General features: G+C 71.0%; 20 protein-coding genes and 1 tRNA gene. 11 read left to right on the forward strand and 10 right to left on the reverse strand.

Annotated elements, in window-relative coordinates; genetic code table 11:
• Nucleotides 1-21: 21 nt before the first annotated feature.
• Together ITJ59_RS18540 and ITJ59_RS18545 are read left to right on the forward strand one after the other, a co-directional pair.
• On the forward strand, nucleotides 22-1,884 hold the full coding sequence (locus ITJ59_RS18540; protein WP_194652778.1) for a glycoside hydrolase family 2 protein: 1,863 nt from the start codon (nucleotides 22-24) through the stop codon (nucleotides 1,882-1,884).
• A gap of 157 nt (nucleotides 1,885-2,041) precedes the next feature.
• Nucleotides 2,042-3,271 (forward strand): hypothetical protein, encoded by a 1,230-nt coding sequence (locus tag ITJ59_RS18545; protein WP_194652779.1) that lies wholly within the window; start codon nucleotides 2,042-2,044, stop codon nucleotides 3,269-3,271.
• Nucleotides 3,272-3,302: 31 nt separating this feature from the next.
• Here the strand turns inward: ITJ59_RS18545 and ITJ59_RS18550 are convergent, their stop codons facing one another.
• Nucleotides 3,303-4,376 (reverse strand): amidase domain-containing protein, encoded by a 1,074-nt coding sequence (locus ITJ59_RS18550; RefSeq protein ID WP_194652780.1) that lies wholly within the window; start codon nucleotides 4,374-4,376, stop codon nucleotides 3,303-3,305.
• 110 nt (nucleotides 4,377-4,486) lie between these two features.
• Here ITJ59_RS18550 and ITJ59_RS18555 point away from each other — a divergent pair, with 110 nt between their 5' ends.
• On the forward strand, nucleotides 4,487-4,870 hold the full coding sequence (locus ITJ59_RS18555; RefSeq protein ID WP_194652781.1) for a hypothetical protein: 384 nt from the start codon (nucleotides 4,487-4,489) through the stop codon (nucleotides 4,868-4,870).
• A gap of 163 nt (nucleotides 4,871-5,033) precedes the next feature.
• Here the strand turns inward: ITJ59_RS18555 and ITJ59_RS18560 are convergent, their stop codons facing one another.
• The 5 genes from ITJ59_RS18560 to galU all read right to left on the reverse strand — a co-directional run bounded on the left by ITJ59_RS18560 (nucleotide 5,034) and on the right by galU (nucleotide 9,005).
• Complete coding sequence (locus tag ITJ59_RS18560) at nucleotides 5,034-5,861, reverse strand: hypothetical protein (protein ID WP_194652782.1); 828 nt, start codon at nucleotides 5,859-5,861, stop codon at nucleotides 5,034-5,036.
• 183 nt (nucleotides 5,862-6,044) lie between these two features.
• A tRNA-Ala gene (locus ITJ59_RS18565) sits at nucleotides 6,045-6,120 on the reverse strand.
• A gap of 73 nt (nucleotides 6,121-6,193) precedes the next feature.
• Entirely contained in the window at nucleotides 6,194-7,294 is a 1,101-nt protein-coding gene (locus tag ITJ59_RS18570; RefSeq protein ID WP_194652783.1) for a hypothetical protein, read from the reverse strand.
• A gap of 73 nt (nucleotides 7,295-7,367) precedes the next feature.
• Nucleotides 7,368-8,027 (reverse strand): GNAT family N-acetyltransferase, encoded by a 660-nt coding sequence (locus ITJ59_RS18575; RefSeq protein ID WP_194652784.1) that lies wholly within the window; start codon nucleotides 8,025-8,027, stop codon nucleotides 7,368-7,370.
• 87 nt (nucleotides 8,028-8,114) lie between these two features.
• A complete protein-coding gene (gene galU / locus ITJ59_RS18580) occupies nucleotides 8,115-9,005 on the reverse strand; it encodes a UTP--glucose-1-phosphate uridylyltransferase GalU (RefSeq protein ID WP_123340808.1) in 891 nt (296 codons plus the stop codon).
• Between the two features lie 115 nt (nucleotides 9,006-9,120).
• On the opposite strand from galU, the gene ITJ59_RS18585 reads away from it, so the two are divergent.
• The 3 genes from ITJ59_RS18585 (at nucleotide 9,121) to mscL (ending at nucleotide 10,563) form a co-directional block, all read left to right on the forward strand.
• The gene (locus ITJ59_RS18585) at nucleotides 9,121-9,705 is read left to right on the forward strand and encodes a 5-formyltetrahydrofolate cyclo-ligase (RefSeq protein WP_123293363.1); all 585 of its coding nucleotides are present in this window, start codon (nucleotides 9,121-9,123) and stop codon (nucleotides 9,703-9,705) included.
• 1 nt (nucleotide 9,706) lies between these two features.
• Nucleotides 9,707-9,991: an FmdB family zinc ribbon protein gene (locus ITJ59_RS18590; protein ID WP_194652785.1), complete on the forward strand. Its 285-nt coding sequence runs from the start codon at nucleotides 9,707-9,709 to the stop codon at nucleotides 9,989-9,991.
• 71 nt (nucleotides 9,992-10,062) lie between these two features.
• Nucleotides 10,063-10,563: a large conductance mechanosensitive channel protein MscL gene (gene mscL / locus ITJ59_RS18595; protein WP_194652786.1), complete on the forward strand. Its 501-nt coding sequence runs from the start codon at nucleotides 10,063-10,065 to the stop codon at nucleotides 10,561-10,563.
• A gap of 88 nt (nucleotides 10,564-10,651) precedes the next feature.
• Here mscL and ITJ59_RS18600 read toward each other — a convergent pair whose 3' ends face one another.
• Nucleotides 10,652-11,233, reverse strand: coding sequence for a CDP-alcohol phosphatidyltransferase family protein (locus ITJ59_RS18600; RefSeq protein WP_194652787.1), 582 nt, complete (start codon nucleotides 11,231-11,233; stop codon nucleotides 10,652-10,654).
• A 313-nt stretch (nucleotides 11,234-11,546) separates the two neighbouring features.
• Nucleotides 11,547-15,284 carry an AAA family ATPase gene (locus ITJ59_RS18605; protein ID WP_323749565.1) on the reverse strand — a complete coding sequence of 1,246 codons (3,738 nt, stop codon included), beginning with the start codon at nucleotides 15,282-15,284 and terminating at the stop codon, nucleotides 11,547-11,549.
• A 300-nt stretch (nucleotides 15,285-15,584) separates the two neighbouring features.
• Between ITJ59_RS18605 and ITJ59_RS18610 the strand changes: the two genes are divergently transcribed.
• The 4 genes from ITJ59_RS18610 to ITJ59_RS18625 all read left to right on the forward strand — a co-directional run bounded on the left by ITJ59_RS18610 (nucleotide 15,585) and on the right by ITJ59_RS18625 (nucleotide 19,480).
• Complete coding sequence (locus tag ITJ59_RS18610; RefSeq protein WP_194652789.1) at nucleotides 15,585-16,457, forward strand: HpcH/HpaI aldolase/citrate lyase family protein; 873 nt, start codon at nucleotides 15,585-15,587, stop codon at nucleotides 16,455-16,457.
• A 10-nt stretch (nucleotides 16,458-16,467) separates the two neighbouring features.
• Nucleotides 16,468-16,935 (forward strand): DUF6264 family protein, encoded by a 468-nt coding sequence (locus ITJ59_RS18615; RefSeq protein ID WP_194652790.1) that lies wholly within the window; start codon nucleotides 16,468-16,470, stop codon nucleotides 16,933-16,935.
• A 255-nt stretch (nucleotides 16,936-17,190) separates the two neighbouring features.
• Complete coding sequence (locus ITJ59_RS18620; RefSeq protein WP_194652791.1) at nucleotides 17,191-18,438, forward strand: FAD-dependent oxidoreductase; 1,248 nt, start codon at nucleotides 17,191-17,193, stop codon at nucleotides 18,436-18,438.
• A 163-nt stretch (nucleotides 18,439-18,601) separates the two neighbouring features.
• Complete coding sequence (locus ITJ59_RS18625; RefSeq protein ID WP_194652792.1) at nucleotides 18,602-19,480, forward strand: aldo/keto reductase; 879 nt, start codon at nucleotides 18,602-18,604, stop codon at nucleotides 19,478-19,480.
• An 85-nt stretch (nucleotides 19,481-19,565) separates the two neighbouring features.
• On the opposite strand, the gene ITJ59_RS18630 is transcribed toward ITJ59_RS18625, so the two are convergent.
• Both ITJ59_RS18630 and ITJ59_RS18635 read right to left on the reverse strand, forming a co-directional pair.
• Nucleotides 19,566-20,054 (reverse strand): hypothetical protein, encoded by a 489-nt coding sequence (locus ITJ59_RS18630; protein WP_194652793.1) that lies wholly within the window; start codon nucleotides 20,052-20,054, stop codon nucleotides 19,566-19,568.
• On the reverse strand, nucleotides 20,054-20,464 hold the full coding sequence (locus tag ITJ59_RS18635; RefSeq protein WP_194652794.1) for a hypothetical protein: 411 nt from the start codon (nucleotides 20,462-20,464) through the stop codon (nucleotides 20,054-20,056). The genes ITJ59_RS18630 and ITJ59_RS18635 overlap by 1 nt, the downstream gene beginning before the upstream one ends.
• A 114-nt stretch (nucleotides 20,465-20,578) precedes the next feature.
• Here ITJ59_RS18635 and ITJ59_RS18640 point away from each other — a divergent pair, with 114 nt between their 5' ends.
• The gene (locus tag ITJ59_RS18640) at nucleotides 20,579-21,544 is read left to right on the forward strand and encodes an NAD(P)H-quinone oxidoreductase (RefSeq protein WP_194652795.1); all 966 of its coding nucleotides are present in this window, start codon (nucleotides 20,579-20,581) and stop codon (nucleotides 21,542-21,544) included.
• Nucleotides 21,545-21,622 lie beyond the last annotated feature (78 nt).

Below are 21,622 nucleotides of genomic sequence, written 5' to 3' on the forward strand. Positions count from 1 at the left end.
CGCGCGCGGGAACATGGACCCATGAGCACGCAAGACGGCACCGTGGCCGCACCTGACACCGCATCCGCTCCCGCACTCCCCCTCGCCTCGCGGCAGGACGGCACGTACCCCCGGCCGCAGATGCTCCGCACCGCCTGGGCCGACCTCGACGGCACGTGGTCCTTCCGGAACGACGGCGACGACACCGCCTGGCGCTCCGGGTTCCCCGACGCCCGCGACATCGTCGTGCCGTTCCCGCCCGAGTCCGTCGCCTCGGGCATCGACGAGCCCGGCTTCCACCCGGTGGTCTGGTACTCCCGCGCGATCACCCGCGACGACCTCGAGGCCGCCGGACACGGCACCACCGCACCCCGACTCGTCCTGCACTTCGGCGCCGTCGACTACCGCGCCCGCGTCTGGATCGACGGCCAGCTCATCGGTGAGCACGAGGGCGGTCACACGCCGTTCTCGTTCGACGTGACCGACACCCTCGCAACCGACCCCGACGCCGTCCACACCCTGGTCGTCCGCGCCGAGGACGACCCGCACGACCTGACCCAGCCCCGCGGCAAGCAGGACTGGCACGAAGACCCGCACGCCATCTGGTACCGCCGCACCACGGGCATCTGGCAGACCGTTTGGCTCGAAGCCGTTCCGACCGCCTCGATCGACTACCTGCGCTGGACGAACGTCGACCACGCAACCGTCCGCTTGACCGTTCGGATCGCCGGCGAGCGCACCGGCGGCGACCGCCTGCGCGTCGTCGCCCGCTGGGACGAGCGCGACGAGCACCTCGCCACCATCGAGGCGACGCTCGGCGACACCTCGGACGAGTTCGACGTGGTCGTGCCGATCGCGCGCCAGACGAACGGGCAGGCCGAGGACGAACTGCACTGGACCCCGGACGCCCCGCGCCTGGTCGACGCCACGGTCTCGCTGCTCCCCCGTACCGGCACGACGCCGATCGACTCCGTCGCGTCCTACTTCGGGCTCCGCACAGTCGGCGTCGACGGCGGCACGTTCCTGCTCAACGGCCACAGCTACGACGTCCGGAGCGTCCTGAACCAGGGCTACTGGCCGGACTCGCACATCGCCGCCCCGTCGCGCGAGGCGCTGCGCCGCGAGGTCGAACTCATCAAGGAGCTCGGCTTCAACGCCGCACGCAACCACCAGAAGATCGAGGACCCCCGGTTCCTGTACTGGGCGGACCGGCTCGGCATCCTGGTCTGGGGCGAGGCCCCCGGTGCCTACGCGTTCTCGCCCCGAGCCGTGCAGCGCCTGATGCGCGAGTGGATGGACGCCGTCGAGCGTGACGCCTCGCACCCGTCGATCGTCACCTGGGTCCCCGCGAACGAGAGCTGGGGCGTGCAGCACATCAGCACCGACCCGGCGCAGCAGGCATACGCCCGGGCACTCGCCGACGTCACGCGGGCGATCGACCCGACCCGTCCGGTGATCTCGAACGACGGGTGGGAGCACACCAACTCCGACATCGTCACGATCCACGACTACGAAGGTGCCGGCGACGCACTCGCCCGCACCTACGCCGACGATGCCGCCCGCACGGCGCTGTTCACGCACTTCGGCCCGTCGGACCGCTGGGTGCTCGTGGGCGGCGCGCAGGACCTCGGCCAGCCGGTGATGCTCACCGAGTTCGGTGGCGTGAACTACCAGCCGGGTGTCCAGCGCGAGGACGGCTGGGGCTACACCTCGGCCAGCGACGGCGACGACTGGGTCACCCGCATCACGGCGCTGTACGACGCGATCCGGGCGAGCTCGTTCCTGGCCGGCTCCTGCTACACGCAGCTGACCGACACCATGCAGGAGACGAACGGCCTGCTGAACGCCGACCGCTCCCCCAAGGTGCCGATCGAGCAGATCCGCCTGGCGGTCACCGGTCGCTAGCCGGGAGGCCCGGCCCCACTGAGCAGAAGACGTCGGGTCCCGCAGATGGACCCGACGTCTTCTGCTCACCCGATGGGCAGGTCGGCGCGCGGCCCGGCGCACGGCGGGGGCCGCCCGCCGGAGCGGGCACGCGCCCTGGTCTGGGAGGATCGGGCGGGTGACGAGCGTGGCGGAGACGAGCCGGGCCTCCCGGTCGGGGGTACGCAGCCTGCTGACCGGACCCCGTAGCACGTGGACCGCACCCCTGCTCATCTGGGCGGCCTCGCGGCTGCTGAGCACACTGCTGCTCGCGACGACGTACGTACTGGCGACGGCGAACGACTGGACGTTCGCGTCGTACCGGCAGGACCCGTCGTTCTTCACGTTCTCCGGATCGTGGGACGCCTCGTTCTACCGGACCATCGCTGAGCACGGCTACCCGGCCACGCTCCCCCTCGACGATGCGGGTCACGTGCTGCCGAACGCCTGGGCGTTCCTGCCCGTGTTCCCCGCGATCGTGCGGGCCGTCATGACGCTGACGGGTGCGTCGTTCTGGGTCGCGGGCGTGCTCGTCGCGACGATCGCGGGAGCCTGCGCCTGCGTGCTGCTGTACCGGCTGGTGCTCGCGGTGGGCTGCTCGCACCGTGCACGCTGGGCGACCGCACTGTTCGCCTTCGCGCCGACCGGGTTCCTGCTGCAGGTCGCGTACGCCGAGAGCCTGCTGCTCGTGCTGCTGTTCGGCGCACTGCTCGCCTTGGTGCGGCGGCGGTACTGGCTGATCGCGCCGCTCGGCGTGGTTGCCGCGTTCACGAAGCCGGGGGTGCTCGCGCTGGCCGTGGCGCTGGCGGTGCACCTGGTCGTGCGGTGGGTCGGGTCCCGCCGATCTGCTCGACCTGCCGAGGTGTTCCCGTGGCGTGACCGCGCCGCGATCGTGGTCTCCGGCCTCGTCGTCGCGGCGGCGGGTCTGGCGTGGCCGGTGATCGCCTCGGCGGTGACCGGGCGGCCGAACGCGTACCTGGACACCGAACTGTCGTGGTGGGTGGGGTTCGTCGGGCGACAGCACTTCGCCCCGCTGACGCCGTGGTTCACGATGGCCTCGACGTGGCTCGGGCCCCTCGGCATCGTGCTCGTGGTGGCGGTGCTCGGCGGTGCGGTGTGGTTCTTCACCCGACGGAGCACCCGTGCGCTCGGCACCGAGGTGCTCGCGTTCACGGCGTCGTACGGGTTGTACCTGGTGGCGGTGTTCCTGCCGCAGCAGTCGTTGCCGCGGCTGCTCATGCCGATGGCGCCGTTGCTCGGGTCGGACGTGTTCGTCCGGACGCGGCGGCGGGCTGTGACGTGGCTCGTCGTCGGGGTGTGCCTGCAGCCCGTGGCGATCGTGCTGCTCTGGTTCCTCGGCTACCCCTGAGCGGCAGGCCGATGCCTGCCCGCCAGTCGGCCTACGCGTCGAACGTGTGGAACCAGGCCGTCCCGCCCGGGTGCTGCACCGTGATCATCTCGTCGAGGTCGCGGTACGGGCCGTCCTGGTTGTGGCTCGCCGACTTGATGCGGATCGTGCCGTCGGACTCGGTGAAGACCTCGGACACGATGGTGGTGTGGTCCGGCGAACCGTTCGCGTTCCAGTCGTAGAACACGATGTCGCCGACCTTCACCTTGTCGCGCTCGTCCGAGGTGCGCCGGGTCAGCCCGAACTCCGCAGCGTTCGTCTCGAGCCACGGGTCCATCGTCGGGCAGTAGGTCCACGTGGCACTGTGCTCGGCGCCGGCGGCCCGGTTGTACCAGTCGGAGCGCTGCTCCCAGCCGCGAGCGATGAGCGTCTGGCTGACGTAGTTCGCGCAGTCGCCGCCGATCGGGTTCATGGTGCCGTACTCGGACAGGTTGTAGTCCTTCCAGTGCGCCATCGCGTACTGGAGCTGCCGGTCGACGTCGGTCAGCGCTGCGTAGGCCACCGTCGACGTCGCCACCGCGGTGGACGCGTCGGGCACCGGTGCAGCCGTGGGGGTCGGCGTCGCCGTCGCGGAGTCCTGCGTCGCACCGGTCTGGCCGTCGTTCGCGGCACTGCCGTTGCCGTCAGACGACTGGTTGGCGGACGGGCTCGGCTCGATCGTCTCGGTGAAGAGCGCGACGGCGGCGTCACCCGCGGCGTACATCGCCTGGTGCGGAGCCGTGAAGGTCACCTTCGACGCCGTGGCCGTGACATCCCTGGCGGCGACCCCGCCGACCGTGACGCCCTTGACCGCTGCGAGCCCGGTCCCCGCGATGGTGACCGTGATGCCGCCGACGAGCGGGACCTGCACCGGGGTCAGGGACTTGGCGACGGGCTTGGCCGTGGTCTCGCTGCCAGTGGCCTTGTCGCCACCTGTCGTGTCGCTGCCACCCTTGCTGCCGCCGTCGTTGCCGTTGCCGCCCTTGCCGCTGCTGTCCTTGCCGGACGAGCACGCGGCGACAGCGAGCCCGATCCCGGCGACACCGGCGAGGGACAGGAGTGCGCGGCGGTTCATCGAAGCAGTCATGACACAGCCAGCGTAAGCGACGCACCTGACGTTCCGACACGGCATGATCATGTGCGGGGGACGAGTGTCCTCCGTGTCCGGACGGACGCGTTCGAGAGGATCAGCAGACCATGCCCGAGAGCCACGACTTCTTCGTCGCCACCGACCCCGAGACCGCACGCGCGCAGGTCCGCGACGCGCTCTCCCGCCAGGGCTACGCCGTGGACGACGCCGACCAGGGAGCGCTCCGTGCGACCCGCGGCAGCATGGGCCTCACCCTGCTCATCGGCGGCCTGGCGAACGACCGGACCTTCCACACCCGGCTCGACGTGCAGATCATGGTCACGCCCGACGGCCGCACCGTCGCGCGACTGCTGCGCGGCTCGGGCAAGTCCGCGCTCAAGGGCGGTGCGATCGGCATCTCCCGCGGGAACCGTGCGTTCGAGGAGGCCGCGAACGCCATCCACGCCACCTTCACGCAGGCCGGCGTCCTGACGGACAGCTTCGCGAGCTGACGAGCTGGCGCGCCGGCGCGCGGTGGACGCGCCCCGGCTGCAGACGGGAGGCCCGGAGCCAGCTGGCACCGGGCCTCCCGTCCGTCAGGTGGTCACCGCACACGCCCTTCGCGACGATCCACGCGACGAACGTCTCGTGGATCGTCGCGGACCGCGCGTTCGGCTACGTGCAGGAGACGTCGCGGTCGATCGTCCCGGACCCGTAGGCCACCTCGACCTGGACCATCGCGATCGTGCCGCCGGGCAGCGGGGTGCCGGAGCAGGCCTTCCGCGCCTTGGTGACCGTGCTCTTGCCGAGAGCGATCCAGTTCGAGCGGCCGTACAGCGGGCTGTTCGACTTGACCGTCCCGGCGATGGTCTTCCACTGCGAAGTGGTCGAGTAGAGGCCGATCCGCTTCACACCGGCCGTCTTGAGCCCGACGATCATGCCCTGCATCGCCGCACGGTTCTGGGCGGTGTCGCGCTGGAACGACAGGCCCTCCTCGACGTCGAGCCACCAGCGGTACGCGGACGGGTTCGCGACGCCGCGGCTCTGGACGTCGTCGTACCCACGCGCGTAGCCGTACATGAAGGAGCACGCCAGGGTGACCTGCTTCTTCCCGCCCTTCGTCACGCACTTGCCGAACGGGTTGGTGGGCACGGTGTTCATGTAGCGGTTCGAGGTCGGCCAGACCTTTGCCTTCAAACCAGGGTTGGCGAACAGGACGTACAGCTGCGTCTTCGGCTGCGTCGATCCACCGACGGACTGCGCGGCCCAGTCGAGCTGTTCGGCGAGGCACCGGTTCGTTTGGTCGCCGAGCGACCCATTGACGCCGACGATGCCGAACGCCTGGTCGGTCGGGACCTGGCTGCCGCACTGCGGCCAGGAGATGTCGACGCCCAGCGGTGTGACGGCGGCAGAGGCGCCCGACGCCGGTCCGGCGACCGCGATGCCCGCGGCCACCACGACGGCGGTCGCGATGGTCGCGACGAGACGATTGAGACGGTTCATGCTCTCCCCCTGATCGGGCCCGTTGCGGGCCTGCCGCGCCCCTCCGGCGCACCGGGAGTCTAGGACGATGCGGTCAACAACACACCACCCCGGTTCGTGAACTGTGCACAACGGCACAGCTGCGCAGGCATGTGGAGACAGCAGAACGGCCCGGAACCTGTCGGTTCCGGGCCGTTCTGCTCTTGGTGGAGCTAAGGGGATTCGAACCCCTGACCTTCTCATTGCGAACGAGACGCGCTACCAACTGCGCCATAGCCCCAAGTGCTCGATCACACTAGCACCACCGATCGGCCGATCCGAAATCGCAGGAGGCCGGTCGGGCGAGCCGCGCCTCAGACCGCGCGACGCCGCCGCATGATCGCGTCGAGGTCGGCCTGCTGGTACGCATCGTCGTCGAGGACCCCCATGCCGGCCCACTTGCTCGGCGGCGCCGGCGGACCTGACGGAGCGGACGAACCGTTCGACTCCTCGGTGACGAGCTCGGGCACGGCAGGTGCCCGCAGGCCCAGCCGCTCGGCGAGACGTCCCTGGTCGTGGGCGGACAGTGACGCGGCAGCGTCCTCGAGCTCGGGGCGCATGCGTGACACCCGGGCGAGTGACGGGTCGGCCTCGCCGGCGCGGATGGCAGCGGCTTCCGCCTCGGCCTCGGCCTTGGCCGCGGCGACCCGCTCCTTGAGTCGCGCAGCGAGCTCGGCAGACGACTCCGGCGACGCAGCAGGAGCGGTCGGACGCTCGACGTACAGGGGTTTCGGCACCCGGTTCGGGGTCCAGCTGCGGTCCTCCGCGGGCTCCGCGGACTGCTCGGTCGACAGCGGCGGCGCCGGGTCCGTCCACGCGGTCGCCGGCCGGGAGGCCCGTGTCGACCCCGCCTCCGACGCCGCGACACGGGTCTTCCGCGCCGTCGCCACCTGGTGCAGCTGGGCCAGGACCGCTGCGGACCCACCCGCGGCGAGGAGCCCGGCGACACCGAGGAGCCAGAGCGCGGGAGCCACGACGAAGACCACGAGCGCGACGATGATGCCGAGCGTGCCGAAGAGGGTCGCTCCGAGCCGGGAGCGACGCATGCGCATCGCGGTCAGGGCGGGAACCGACGAGGCGCGCTCGAGGGCGGGGGCCTGCTCGGCGAGCCGACGGGTGATCTCCCGCTGCCGTGCGGCCTCGTGGGCTCGGACGATGGCGGTGCGCTTGGCCTCTTCGGACCGGGCGACGCGTTGCGCCTCGGCGAGGGACTTCGCGTTCAGTTCGACGCGGACTTCATCAGGCAGCTCGGCGGTCTGCGCGAGGATGCGGAGGGTCTGCTGCAGGCGGATCGCGTTCCGCTCGGTGGCGAGGTACTGGCGCCGGGCGGCCCAGGACGGCATCAGGTAGACGAGCCAGAGGACGGCTGCGACGAGCAGGACGATGCCGCCACCCCACGAGCCGATTCCTGCCATGGGGACACGGTAGGGGCGGGCGTATCCCCGTCGCGTGATTGGGGAACGCGTGTTGCGCGTGTCGCGGCGGAATCTACCGGCGCGGCGTGGTGTTGATGGGCAGCGCCGCTTCGTCACGAGCGGCGAGCGGGACGGCACCGAGTCCGGGCGGGACCTGGCCGCGGACCCAGCGCTCGAGGACGCCCTCGCGGACCTCTTCGGCGACGAGCGCGAAGCAGAAGTGGTCGCGCCAGTCCCCGTTGATGTGGATGTACCGGCGACGGAGGCCCTCGTACCGGAACCCGAGCTTCTCGACGACGCGCAGACTCGGGGCGTTCTCGGGCCGGATGCAGATCTCGATGCGGTGCACTCCGACCGCACGGAAGCAGTGGTCGACGGCGAGGGCGACCGAGATCGGCGTCACGTTGTGGCCAGCCGCGCCCTCGACGACCCAGTAACCGATCGAGGCGCTGGCCAGGGATCCGTAGGTGATCCCGGAGACGTTGAGCTGCCCGACGAAGCGGCCGTCGAGCTCCATCGCGAACGGCAGTCCGAGTCCCGCGCGGGCGTTGGCCTGGAGCGCGCGGATGCTGCCACGGACGTCGGTGGAGACGTGTCCTGAGGGGTTCGTGGCCTCCCAGGTGCGGAGCCACGACCGGTTGGAGGCGAGCGCGAGGTCGAGGTCGCGCGTGTCACGGAGCCGGAGGGGCCGGATGGTGACCCGCCCGTGGGACAGGGTCGGGATCGTCGTCATCGCTTGCTTCCTCCGGGATCCCGCCGCTGTGCGGGACGGGGTGTCCCGCCCGGGTCCGTGTGCACGGTCCCGGGCGGGATGGCCGACTCATTCGCCCGCGTTGAACTCCTTCAGCCACGACTTGAGGTCGGGGCCGAGGTCTTCGCGGTCCGAGGCGAGCTGCACGATCGCCTTGATGTAGTCGAGTTTGTCACCGGTGTCGTACCGGCGTCCACGGAACACGACGCCGTACACGCCGCCGGTCCACTCTTCGGCGCTCGCCATCTTCATGAGCGCGTCGGTGAGCTGGATCTCGCCGCCCTTGCCCGGCTCCTGCTTCTCGAGGACGTCGAAGACCTCGGGGCGGATGACGTAGCGGCCGATGATGGCCAGGTTCGAGGGCGCCTCGCCCTGCGGGGGCTTCTCGACGAGCCCGGTGATCTTCACGACGTCGTCGGTGTCGGTCGGCTCGACCGTGGCGATGCCGTACAGGTGGGTCTGCGACTCGGGGACCTCGAGGAGGGCCACGATCGTGGCGTTCTTCTCGCCCTGGACCTCGATCATGCGCTTGAGCAACGGGTCACGGGCGTCGATGATGTCGTCGCCGAGGAGCACGGCGAACGGCTCGCGGCCGACGTGCATCTTGGCGCGGAGCACCGCGTGGCCGAGGCCGAGCGGGTCACCCTGGCGCACGTAGTGCATGTCGGCGAGGTCCGTCGACTGGTTGACCTTCTGCAGCTTCTCGTGGTCGCCCTTCTTCTTGAGGGTCTCCTCGAGCTCGGACACGTGGTCGAAGTGGTTCTCGAGCGCGTTCTTGTTGCGGCCCGTGATCATCAGGACGTCAGTGAGTCCTGCGCCGACGGCCTCTTCCACCACGTACTGGATGGCTGGCTTGTCGACGACGGGGAGCATCTCCTTCGGCATCGCCTTGGTCGCGGGGAGGAAGCGAGTGCCCAGCCCTGCCGCTGGGATCACCGCCTTGGAAATCTGGAAGCCCATGCCCCAGACCGTATCCGATCCGGGTTTCCGGGGCATGTCATCGCTACAGGGGACACGGCATCAGCGCGTTTCCCGGCGGGAAGCCGCAACGGGCGCCCTCGGTAGACTCCTGCGCATGATCGCCGATCTCGGGAACGAGAAGCGCGCCCTGCGAGCCGAACTCCGGCAGCGGCGGCGCACCCGGACCACGACCGAACGCGACGCGGACAGCGCGGCGCTCACCGCGACCCTGCAGCGCTTCGCCGAGGAGCGCCAGGTCACCTCGCTCGCGCTCTACCTGTCGGCGTCCGACGAGCCCAACGTCCGCCCGTTCCTGAACTGGGCGTTCGCGCACGACATCCGGGTGCTGCTGCCGGTCACCCGCGAGGACGGCCTGCTCGACTGGGCCGTCGGCGACGGTGAGAGCGAGACCGAGGGGATCTTCGGCATGCCGGAGGTCGTCGGCGAGGTCCTGTCCCCGATCGCCATCAACGACGTCGACGCGATCCTGGCCCCCGCGGCGGCGGTCGGACACGACGGCGTCCGGATGGGCTGGGGCCGCGGCTACTACGACAAGACCCTCGGGTCCATGGCGAAGCGCCCGCCCGTCTATGCTGTGATCTTCGACGCGGAGTACCTCGACGAGGTCCCGCGCGAACCCCACGACGAACCCGTCGACGGCATCATCACGCCGTCACGCATCATCACGTTCCGGAGCTGACGTGCCCACTTACTCGTACCGTTGCACCGAGTGCGACAACGCGTTCGACATCAAGCAGTCGTTCTCCGACGCCACCCTGAGCGAGTGCCCGGTGTGCGGCGGCGTCCTGCGCAAGGTGTTCTCCCCCGTCGGCGTGACCTTCAACGGTGGCGGCTTCTACCGCACCGACTCGCGTCCGGCGCCGAAGTCCGAGGGCTCGTCGAGCACGCCGGCGAAGTCGGAGACGAAGGCCACCCCGGCGAAGACCGAGTCGAAGCCGAGCACGCCGAAGCCCAGCGCGTCGTGACCACGAGGACTCCTCGCCGATAGGTTGATGGAGTCGCCGACCGGCGACTGTCCTCGACCGGAAGGAGTCCCGTGAAGGGCTTCAAGGAGTTCCTGCTCCGCGGCAACGTCATCGACCTGGCCGTCGCAGTCGTCATCGGTGCCGCGTTCACCGCGATCGTCACGGCGATCGTCAGTTCGCTCATCAACCCCCTGATCGGTGCGGTCTTCAACGCCTCGAGCCTGGACAAAGCGCTCGTCTGGTCCATCCCGACGGTCTCCGGCGGCAGCGCGAAGATCCTGTTCGGCGCGATCATCGGCGCGGTCATCAACTTCGTCATCGTCGCCGCGGTCGTGTACTTCGCCCTCGTCGTGCCGGTCAACCACCTGAAGAAGGTGGCGTTCGAGCGCGTCAAGAACGACGAGGAGCAGACCCCGCAGGACGTGCCCCCGACCGACGTCGAGGTGCTGCTCGAGATCCGCGACCTGCTCCGCTCCCAGAACGGTGTCTCGACGAGCACCGGGACCGGCGCCCACATCGCGCCGAGCGACGCCCCCGAGGGCCCCGGTATCGGCGGCTCGACGAAGCTCTAGCGCGACCCGGAACCAGGTTCCGGACACGACACCACGGAGATCCGCGGTGCTGTGTCCGGAACCTGGTTTCGTTGCGGGGGTGGGAGCGTCAGGCGGTGACGCGGCGGCGCTTGGCGAACATCGCGACGGCGTACTGGACACCGGCGAGGACGTGGCCCGCGGTGCCGAGGTACACGAGCACGAGCGCGACGACACGGACCCACGGCGCGTTCTCGTCGACGGCGTGCACGGCCGAGAACAGCAGCACCGGCAACCCGACGAAGAGCAGCGCGGAACGGATCTTGCCCGTCCACGTGACGTCGAGGTCCGGGTTGCCGCGGAACAGCACGCTCGAGAGCACGACGAGCACCAGGTCGACCAGCACGACGACGGCGACGACCCACCACGGCAACAGCCCGGTCAGCACCAGCGACAGCACGATCGCGATGATGGCCAGGCGGTCGGCGATCGGGTCGAGCGACTTGCCGAGCTTCGAGGTCTGGTCGAACTTCCGCGCGATGAAGCCGTCCGCCCAGTCGCTCACCCCGAGCACCACGAGCGAGACGAGCGCCCACCCGGGGTGACCGGCGACGACCAGGCCGATGAAGACCGGGATCAGCACGAACCGGAACAGGGTGATCAGGTTCGGCCAGGTCTGCCAGTCGGGGCGCTGGCGCACGGTCTCAGTCATCGCAGCCAGGCTACCTGTTACCAGTGTGGCGGGACGTCGCGCCGGAGCTGGTCGTCGTTCTCACCGTCGCGGTGTCGCGCCGGTTCCGGTGGCGGCGCCGGGTCGTAGCCCGCCACCGGCTGGGTGGTGACGCGTCTGCGGCGCCGCACCGGGTCTCCCGACCGGTCGTCCGAGTCGCCTCCGTCAGACGCTGGACGGACGGGAGGCGCGGCTGACGACGCGTCGTCGGCTCGCGTCCACGTGCCCACCAGCTGGTCCGTCTCCGGCGTGACCGGACCGGCAGGCCGGGAGGCCCGCCGACTCGGCCGGTCGGTCATCGGCGCGCGGGGATCGGCGGGATCGAGATCTCCTGCGTGGCACCACGGTCGACACCGAGCACGGCGGCGACGGTGTTCGCGACGCGGTCCGGGTCGGAGAACAGCTGGAACGCGTGCACGCGGACGTAGTGCCAGCCGAGTCGGCGCAGGACCTCGGGGCGCAGACGCAGGGACTCGCGGAGCGACCCCCTGACCAGCGACGCGTCGGTCTCGATCGTGACGCACACGCCACCGTGCGCAGCCACCAGGCCGAGCTTGCCGCGGTGGCCGAGCGCGACCGGGATGCCGCGCATCTCGAGGCGTCGCGCCAGGTCGACGAGCAGCGGGTCGGAGTCGTCCGGCACGTACTCGGCGGTGGTACGAGCACGGACCTCGGCCAGGATCTCGGCGAGGGCGACGGTGCCGTGGCCCATCCGCTCGGCCTCGATGTCAGAGGGCTGGAAGCACGTGACGATGACCATCGAACGGCGCGCACGGGTCATCGCGACCGCGAGCAGCCGCTCGCCTCCGGGCTTGCCGAGCGGGCCGAAGTCGCGCAGCACGCGGCCGTGCGGGGTGCGGCCGTAGCCGATCGAGAACACGACGCGGTCACGGCTCTGCGCGACCGACTGCTCGAGGGTCGCGACGATGAACGGCTCGGCACGGTCGCCGATCACGAACTCGGTCAGGTCCTTGTGGCCCTGCGCCGCCGTCAGCACGGCCTGCTCGACGCGCACGGCGTGCTTCGCCGAGGCGGTGATGACCATGAGCGACTCGGTCGGCCGGGTGCGGGCGTGGTCGATGACGAGCCGGACCACGCGGTCCACCTCGGCGTCGACGCTCTCGACGGCACCGGACTCGGGGTCCGGCACGGCCTTGCCGTCGCTGACGTAGTCGAGTGCGATCGAACCGTGGCCGAGGAACGAACCGGCCCACGGCAGCGACTCGATCTTGCCGCCGTAGAAGCGACGGTTCACGAGCTCGGCCAGGTCCTCGCCGCCGGCGCGGTACGAGCGCGACAGGGACAGGGTCGGCAGCAGCGTCGACAGCTTCGCCAGCGCGGAGTCGGCGTGGAACGCGTCGAGCGTGCCCTCGTCGACCTGCAGGGTGCGGTGCTCCGGGTCGACGGCGATGCGGAACGGCGACGGCGTCTGCGTGACGGGGTCACCGAACACGACGGTCTGACGTGCGCGGCGGACGGCTCCGACGGTCTCGGCGATCGTCACCGCGCCGGCGTCGACCAGGATCACGGTGTCGAACGGCATCGTGTCGGCGATCTGCGACACCTCGTACGGGCTCGCGAGCCAGACGGGCGCGATCGACCGGGACAGGTGCGGTGCCGAGTCCTGCAGCAGGCGCGAGGTGATCGCACCCTCGCGCAGTTGGGTCTTCAGCGCCGTGGCCTCTTCCGGCCAGTCGACGAGTCCGACCTTCCAGTTCTCGGCGAGCTGCCACGCCAGGCCCTGGGAGACCCCGGCCGCGTGGGCGTCGTCGACGAGTCGGAAGTCGGCTTCGACCCGGTCGAGCATGTCGGTGTTCGCGCCGAGCAGGGCCCGGTCGGACTCGAGCATCGTCTCGAGCGCGGACTGCCACCAGGCGAGCTCGAGTTCAGCCGGCACCTGCAGGTCGGGCACGTGCCGGTTCGCCAGATCGGTGATGAGCGGTTCGAGCTGCAGGTCACGCAGCGTCTGCATGAGCTCGGTGCGCTCCTGCAGGTTGTGCAGGACGTCGGACTCGGCCGCGAGCTCGGCGATGGTGGGGACGAGCTGGTCGACCGGGGTGTTCGCGAGCTGCCGGTCGCGCTCGGTCCGGCCGAGCGGCTCGTCCAGGCGCGCGAGATCCTCGGCGACGTTCGAGAACAGCACCTGCACGTCCGCGATGCCCGTGGGCACCTCGGGGTTCACGCCGGCGGCGACGTAGCGCTGCCACAGGACGCGCTGCTGCTGCACCCGGGTCAGGGCCTCGTGCAGGTCGGACACGTGCACGCCGGGACGCACGTACTCACGGGCGAGCTTCTTCAGCCGGCGACGGTTGGTCGACGACATCGGAGCACCCTCGCCGCGCGGGGCGGTGGCCGCGACGAGCTCGGACACCGAGCGGTCGAAGACCACCGGCAGGAAGCGGTCGAGCGTGTCACGGATCTCGGTGAGCAGGCGCAGGTAGATGCCGAGCTCGTTGATCGTCGTGAACTGCCGCATGTGCGTCGTGGCGACCAGGTCGTGCGCACGGCGGAGCAGGGACGGCAGGCCGTCGGCGTCGAGGTCCTTCGCGATGCGGTGGGCACGCTGGGCGCCGTCGCTGGTGGAGAACTTCGCGCCGTACCAGGGCGAGTCGTCGGGGCCGTAGCGGAACTCGCCGAGGTTCGCCGCGCTGACCATCGTCTCGGCGACGCGGGAGCGCCCCTCGACCATGGACGCCACGGACTGCTTCGACAGACGCGCGGTCGTCGACGGCGGGACCGGCAGCAGCGACAGGCGCGACAGCTCGACCAGGCAGTCGAGCACCGAGACGCCGAAGTCGGCGTCCTTGCGGGTGAGCGAGCCGCGGTAGTCCTTCAGGACCTTGCGGAGCCGGACCAGGGCGTCGTCGACCTCGCGCAGGTTCGGACGGGCCGCCTTCTCGTTGCGGGCGATCGCTCGGACGACGTCACGGCGCAGGGTCGCGGGTGTGACCGCGACGCCGGGCAGCTGGACCTCGCCGAAGCGTGCCGCGATGCCCCGCAGGGTCGCGCGGCGCGGGCTCACCACGAGGACGCGCTTGTTCGCGGCGACCAGGCCGCCCAGGGCGTTCACGATGGTCTGGGTGCCACCGGTGCCGGGCAGGGTCTTCACGACGATGGAGTTGCCGGCCGCGATCTGCGCGATCACGTTCTCCTGCTCGTCGTCGGCGTCGAGCAGCAGCGTGTCGGTCTCCGGGCTGCGCTCGTCCGACGGAGTCTGCTCCACCGGGTGGTACGACTGCTCGACCTGCCACTTGGCGCTCGGGTTGCCGGCCAGGGCGTCGAGCACGGGGTGGGACAGGTCGCCGGTGTCCTCGACCATGCCGGTCGCGACCTCGGCGAACGTGGAGACCACGAGCCGGGCGTGCACGGAGAAGCCGGGGATGTGCGCGGTCAGGCCACGCAGGCGGTCGATGACGGGGTTCGGCGTGAACGAGCCGTCCTGCTGCGCGAGCGCCACGAAGGACTGTGCGTCGAGGATGACGCCGAACTGCTCGTGCAGGGCGTCCGCGAGACCCGGGTTGAGGACGGGTTCACCGAGGAGCCGGACCTCGAAGTCTCGGCCGTGGCGGCGGATCGCCAGCGGGCGGAGGAGCACCGGGCCGCGGAACTGCTCGTCGCCGTGCTTCCAGTCGGCCATGCCGATGCCGAGCTTGACGGCGTCGATCCCGCGCACGGTGGCGAGCTCGGTGCCCTTCGCCTCGACCTGTCCGGCGGCGACGCGGGCCGCACGGAGCGCCACCTCGTCGCGGATCAGGCTGGACAGCAGGGTGGTCTTGCCGGTGATGAACTGGGCGAGGCCGCCCGGGTGCGTCGTCGACAGCTCGATGCGCGCGCGGGGGTGGTCGCTGAAGTGGGTGAGCGGGCTGGTGCCGCCGACGCCGGTGAGCTGGCCGCGCCAGCCGTCCCACGTCGGCTCCGCCGCGTTGCCCGCCTGCAGCCGGGGATCGCCCAAGCTGATCGCCTGCGGGCTCGTCAGCTGCAGTTCCGGGCGGAGCGTGCGGTCCGGCTCGTCGTCGATCCGGTCCTCGTCCACGTCCTGCTGCTCGTCTCGGTCGTCTCGCTGATCGCGGTCGTCTCGTTCGTCGTCGGGGCGCTCGTGGGCACCCTCGACGGGGACGTCGTCGTTCACGTCGTCCTCACCGTCGGTTGCCCTGTCCGCTCGCCACACATCCGACACTGTAGGCGGGAACGCGCGCCCTCTCTGGCAATGAACCGAGGTTTCGGGGTTTCCGGCCGATGCGGCACCCGCCGGACGGCCCGCGGTGCACGTCGGACCGGCCGCGTCGCACTGCTGATGGGACGCCCGGCACGTCCGATGTGGTACCAACGGGACATGGCCATCGACGACCGCACCGCCCCGTCCGCCCCCACGCCGAACCGGCGTCGATCGGTCCCCGCCGAGATCTCCCGCTCGTGGCTGCTCGTCTCCGGTACCGCGACCGACCGGTTCGAGACGTCGCAGCGGTCCCGCGCCGACCAGATCATCCTGGACATCGAGGACGCCGTCGACCCCGCCGCCAAACCGTCGGCCCGCCAGGGCGTCGCCGCGTGGCTGGCCGGTGGCGGCGAGGCCTGGGTCCGGATCAACGACGTCACGACCGACTTCTGGGCCGACGACGTCGAGGAGCTCCGCGGTCTGCCCGGACTGCAGGGCGTGATGCTGGCGAAGACCGAGTCCCCGGCCCAGGTCACCGACACGTGGCACCGACTCGGCGGCCAGACCCCGGTGATCGCCCTCGTCGAGTCGGCACTCGGCATCGAGGAGTCCGTCTCGATCGCCAGGGCCCAGGGCGCGTTCCGCCTGGCGTTCGGCTCCGGCGACTACCGGCGGGACACCGGCACGAGCGCCGACACCCTGGCGATGGCGTACCCGCGGTCGAAGCTCGTCGTCGCCTCGCGCGTCGGCGACCTGCCCGGCCCGATCGACGGCCCGACCGTCGGGTCGTCGCACCCGATCCTGCGCGAGCAGTCGCAGGTCGCGGTCTCCCTCGGCCTGACCGGCAAGCTCTGCCTGGACACCGAGCAGTTGCCCGTCATCAACGAGGTCATCTCCCCCACACCGACCGACGTCGCCTGGGCGCAGGACTTCCTCGACGACTTCGAGGCCCGCGGCAAGGTCATCCGCGACGGATCCGACCTGCCGCGCCTGGGTCGGGCCCAGAAGATCCAGCGGCTCGCACAGGCGTTCGGCGTGGAAGCGCGGTAGGACTGCTCCCATGACCTGGTCCAACGTCCCCGGCGGTCCGCCGCAGTCCTCGCCCGGCCCCCAGGACCCGCAGCGCGGCGCCTGGGAGCGCGGGGGCACCACCCTGTTCCCGCCCGCGAAGCTCGCCGACCGGATCTCGACGGTGCTGCTGCTCGCCTTCGGTGCGGTCATGACGATCGTGACCGCCGTGGTCGGCATCATCGCGGTCATCTCGGCGACGGCGACGTGCGATGCCTCGGCCGGGTGCTCGCCGGGCGGCTACATCGGCGGCACGGCCATCGCGGTCGGTGGCGCGTTCGTGATCGGTGTCGCCACGATCGTGCTCGCGATCGGTGCGTGGATCCGCCGGAAGTCGTCGTGGTGGATCGCCGCGATCGGCTTCGTGCTCGCGATCGGCGTGATCGCGTGGGGCGGGGTCGTCTTCGCGAACGCGGCCGACGGCGAGTCCGCCGGTTCGTCGGTGTCCGCGAGCGCCTAGCTCTGGCGCGCACCGCGCTGGTCCTGCCGGACCGACTCCGAACGACACCATCGACGTCGTACGACTACGAGTTCGTCGTTCGTTGCGCCTGCCGCCAGTTCCGCGCGCGCAGCTGCGACATCCTCGACGTCGTCCGACGTCGACGATGTCGCAGCGCGTCGCATCGCGTGGGCAGAGGCGACGGGGCGACGGACGGGAGGCCCGTGGCGGACGCGGCAACGGGCCTCCCGTCCGGCACGGCGTACCGTCCAGGGCATGGTGACGGTGTCGCGGACGACGGTCGCGGTGGTCGGTGGTGGCCCCGCCGGGGTCGTCCTCGGTCTGCTGCTCGCGCGGGCGGGCATCGCGGTGCGCGTCGTCGAACAGCACGACGACTTCAACCGGGACTTCCGCGGCGACACCGTGCACGCCTCGACCATCCGGTTGCTCGACGAGCTCGGACTCGGCGAGCGCTTCCGGGCCCTGCCGCAGTCACGTCTGGACGACTTCTCACTGCCGATGCCGGACGGGTCGCGGTTGCTGCTCGGCGACTTCTCGCGACTCGCGCCCCCGTACGACCACGTGGCGATGGTGCCGCAGTGGGACCTGCTGGACCTGCTCGTGACCGCTGCCCGGCACGAGCCGTCGTTCGACATCGCGATGGGCCTGGCGGCCACCGGGCTCATCGCGGAGAACGGCGTCGTCACCGGGGTCCACCTCCGCCCGCGCGACGGCAGCGGCGAACCCGAGGAGCTCCGTGCCGACGTCGTGATCGCCTGCGACGGACGGAACTCGGTCCTGCGCCGTGCGGCGGGACTCGTGCCGCGCGCGTTCCGGGTGCCGTTCGACACCTGGTGGTTCCGGCTCCCTCGGCGGTCGGGTGATGCGGCGAGCGCCCTGACGCCGGCGTTCTCCGACCGAGACGTGCTGCTGAGCTTCCCACGGCCCGACTACCACCAGGTCGCGTACTTCGCCCCGAAGGGCTCGGACGCGGTACTGCGGGCCGAGGGCATCGACGCCTTCCGTGCTCGGGTTGCCCGACTGCGTCCGGACTTCGCGGACCGGGTGGACACGATCGCCTCGATGGACGACGTGCACGTGCTCGACGTCCGGATGGACCGGTTGCGGCGGTGGTGGCGGCCCGGGCTGCTGTGCATCGGCGACGCGGCGCACGCGATGTCACCGGCCGGAGGCGTCGGTATCAACCTGGCGGTGCAGGACGCCGTGGCGACGGCCGCGATCCTGGTGCCGTCGCTGCGGCGCGGGCTCCGCGGTGCAGGGCTGGACAGTGCCCTGGCCGCAGTGCAACGCCGTCGGAGGCCGCCAGCCGTGATCGTCCAGTCGGCGCAGGCCGTGCTGCACCGCGCGGTCTTCGAGCGGGCGTTCGCGGGGCGCCTGCAGGACGGGCCACCACTGCTGCCCGTGCTGCTCGCCCGGTACGTGCCGCCGTCGCGGGGCCTGTACGCGCGGGGCATCGCGTTCGGCCCACTGCCGGAGCACGCGCCGAGTTGGGCGCGGCGCTGACGACCGGCGCAGGACGAGGCGACGTGGGTGCGGTGGGCGGGACCGGACGGCGGACGGGAGGCGCGGGGCGGGGCTGCCACGGGCCTCCCGGCCGGCGGCTGGTCACCACCACTGCAAGACGCACCCTGGGCGTGGGCATGCGCGTCGGGCACATGCTGGGTCGATGAAGCAACGAGTCATCGGAGACGTGTCGGTCAGTGCCATCGGTCTGGGCGGGATGCCCATGTCGATCGAGGGCCGACCCGACGAACGACAGTCCATCGCGACCATCCACGCGGCGCTCGAGAACGGCGTCACGCTCATCGACACAGCGGACGCGTACCACCTGGCCGCCCACGACGAAGTGGGGCACAACGAGGAGCTGATCGCGCGGGCCGTGCGGGAGTTCCACGGCGACATCGAGTCGATCCTCATCGCGACGAAGGGCGGACACCTGCGTCCGGAAGCCGGCGCGTGGGCGCAGAACGGCCACCCGGAGTACCTGAAGCAGGCGGCGAAGGCCTCGGCCAAGCGTCTCGGTGTCGAGGCGATCGGTCTGTACCAGTTCCACCGCCCGGACCCGGCGGTCCCCTACGCCGAGTCCGTCGGCGCGCTCGGCGAGCTGCTCGACGAGGGCGTCATCCGGATGGCCGGCATCTCGAACGCGGACCCGGACCAGATCCGGACGGCGAACGAGGTCCTCGATGGGCGGCTGGCCTCGGTGCAGAACCAGTTCTCTCCGAAGTTCCGATCGAGCGAGCCCGAGCTCGAGCTCTGCGACGAGCTCGGGATCGCGTTCCTGCCGTGGAGTCCGCTCGGTGGCATCGCGAACGCCGCCGACCTCGGCACCGCCTACGAGGACTTCGCGTACATCGCGCGCGACCGGGGCGTGACCCCGCAGGTCATCGCACTCGCGTGGGAGCTGCAGAAGAGCGACGTGGTCGTCCCGATCCCCGGGGCATCGCGGCCGCAGTCGATCCTCAACTCGCTGACCGCACCGACCGTGAAGCTGCGGCCGGAGGACATCGCCCGTCTCGACGCGTCGCAGCCGGCGGCCGTCTGAGCCGCCTTCGTCCTGCCGCTGCCTGACGCGCGGCGACGCCCCGTGGTTCCGGTCGGAGCTGCGGGGCGTCGTCGTCGGGAACTGCTCAGCTGCCCGGGCAGACCGCCGACACCGCGTTCAACGAGGACTGCACGTCGCCCTGCGCGTCCGTCGCCTCGGTGGAGTCGGTGGAGCCGCTGTCGGCGATCGCGGACGCGTAGTCCCGCGCATCGTCGGTGAAGTCCTCGAAGGCGTCGTGCACGGAGTCGTTCGTGACCTTCGGCAGCGCGGCATCGAGCCGGTCGGCGAACTCGCCGACGATCGCGGCACGCGCGGCGGGGTCGGCCGGCGCCGACGACGACGACTGCTCGTCGATGAACGACTTCAGCTCGCGCTCGACGAGCGCACACGCCTCGGTCTTCGTCTGCGCGGCGGCCGACGTCTCCGACGGGGCGGACGTCTTCGACGGGGCGGACGTCTTCGACGGGGCGGACGTCTCCGTCGAGCCACCGTCGTCCGACGACCCGCCGGAGCAGCCCGCCAGCAGCGTCACGGCGACGAGCGCCGTGGTGACCGCGGTGAGCGTGCGACGCATCAGGAGTTGCACGCCTTCTGGAAGGCGTTGCCGGCGTCCTGCACCTTGGTGCTCGACTTCGTGAGCGCCGAGACGTCGGCCGACTGCGGGTCCTTCGCGATGTCCTCGATCTGGTCGACGAGGTCGCCGTAGGCGTCCTCGAACGCGTCGCCCTTCTGCTTCAGGTCGTCGTCGGACAGGTCGTCGACGCCGTCGGAGATCTTCTCGTCGAGCTCCTTGAGCTTCGTGACGGCGGCGTCCGGGTCGGACTGCAGGTTCGCGGCCTCGGACTGCACGCCCTCGGCGGCGGACTTCACGGTCTTCTCGAACTGGGTGCACTGGTCGGCCTTCGACGGCCCGGTCGAGCAACCGGCGAGCAGGGTGAGCGCGAGGCCGGCGGTGGCGAGCGCGATGAACTTGTTCTTCGGCATGGTGGAGAGTCCCCCTCTGTCGGTCCGCACTCCCCCGGATGAGGTGCAGATCCGTCATCGAGCGTACATGGAGCACTCACAGGATGACCGGCGTCGCGGCGTACCGTCGAGGGCATGCGCGCCATCACGTTCGACGACACCTCCATGTCCGTGACCGACCTGCCCGACCCGGTGCCCGCCGCCGGCGAGGTGCTCATCGAGGTCGCCGCCGCCGGGGTGAACAACGCCGACCTGCAGCAGCGTGCCGGGAACTACCCGCCGCCGCCCGGGGCGTCGGAGGTCCTCGGGCTCGAGGTCTCCGGCACCGTCCGGGCACTCGGCGACGGCGTGACCTCGGTGTCCGTCGGCGACCGCGTCTGCGCCCTGCTCTCGGGCGGCGGCTACGCCTCGCTCGTCGTGGCACCGGCGACCCAGGTACTGCCCGTCCCCGACGCCGTCGACCTGGTCGAGGCCGCCGGCCTGCCCGAGGCCGCCTGCACCGTGTACTCGAACATCGGCATGCTCGCCGGACTCCGACCCGGGCAGACGCTGCTCGTGCACGGCGGCACCGGCGGCATGGGCTCGCACGCCGTCCTGTGGGCGAAGGCCCTCGGCGCGACGGTGATCGCCACGAGCGGTGGCGACCGCAAGGTCCAGGCGTCGCGTGACCTGGGTGCCGACCTGGTGGTCGACCACCGCACCGAGGACTTCGTCGAACGGGTCCTGGCCTTCACGGACGGCGTCGGGGTCGACGTGGTGCTCGACGTCGTCGGGCCGGCCTACCTGGCGCGGAACTTGCATGCCCTTGCACCGAACGGGCACATCGCAGTCATCGCCTCGGGCAGCGGCAGCACCGCCGAACTCGACCTCGGCGCCATGATGCGGAAACGGGCGTCGATCAGCGGGACGACCCTCCGCGCCCGACCGCTCGACGAGAAGGCCGCGATCGTCGCCGCCGTCCACGAGCACGTCTGGCCCTTCGTCGCCGACGGCAGCGTCCGCCCGGTCATCGACACCGTCCTGCCGCTGGCCGAGGTCGAGGAAGCGCACCGGAAGGTCCGCGACGGCGAGGTCGTCGGGAAGGTGCTGCTGACGCTCTAGGTGTACCTGGCCATGACGTTGGTGACACTGCGGGGCTTGTGAAGAGGGGAGGCCTCCTGGCTTAGTGGAGCTGTCTAG

Source organism: Curtobacterium sp. VKM Ac-1393 (genome assembly GCF_015350995.1).
Lineage (GTDB): Bacteria > Actinomycetota > Actinomycetes > Actinomycetales > Microbacteriaceae > Curtobacterium.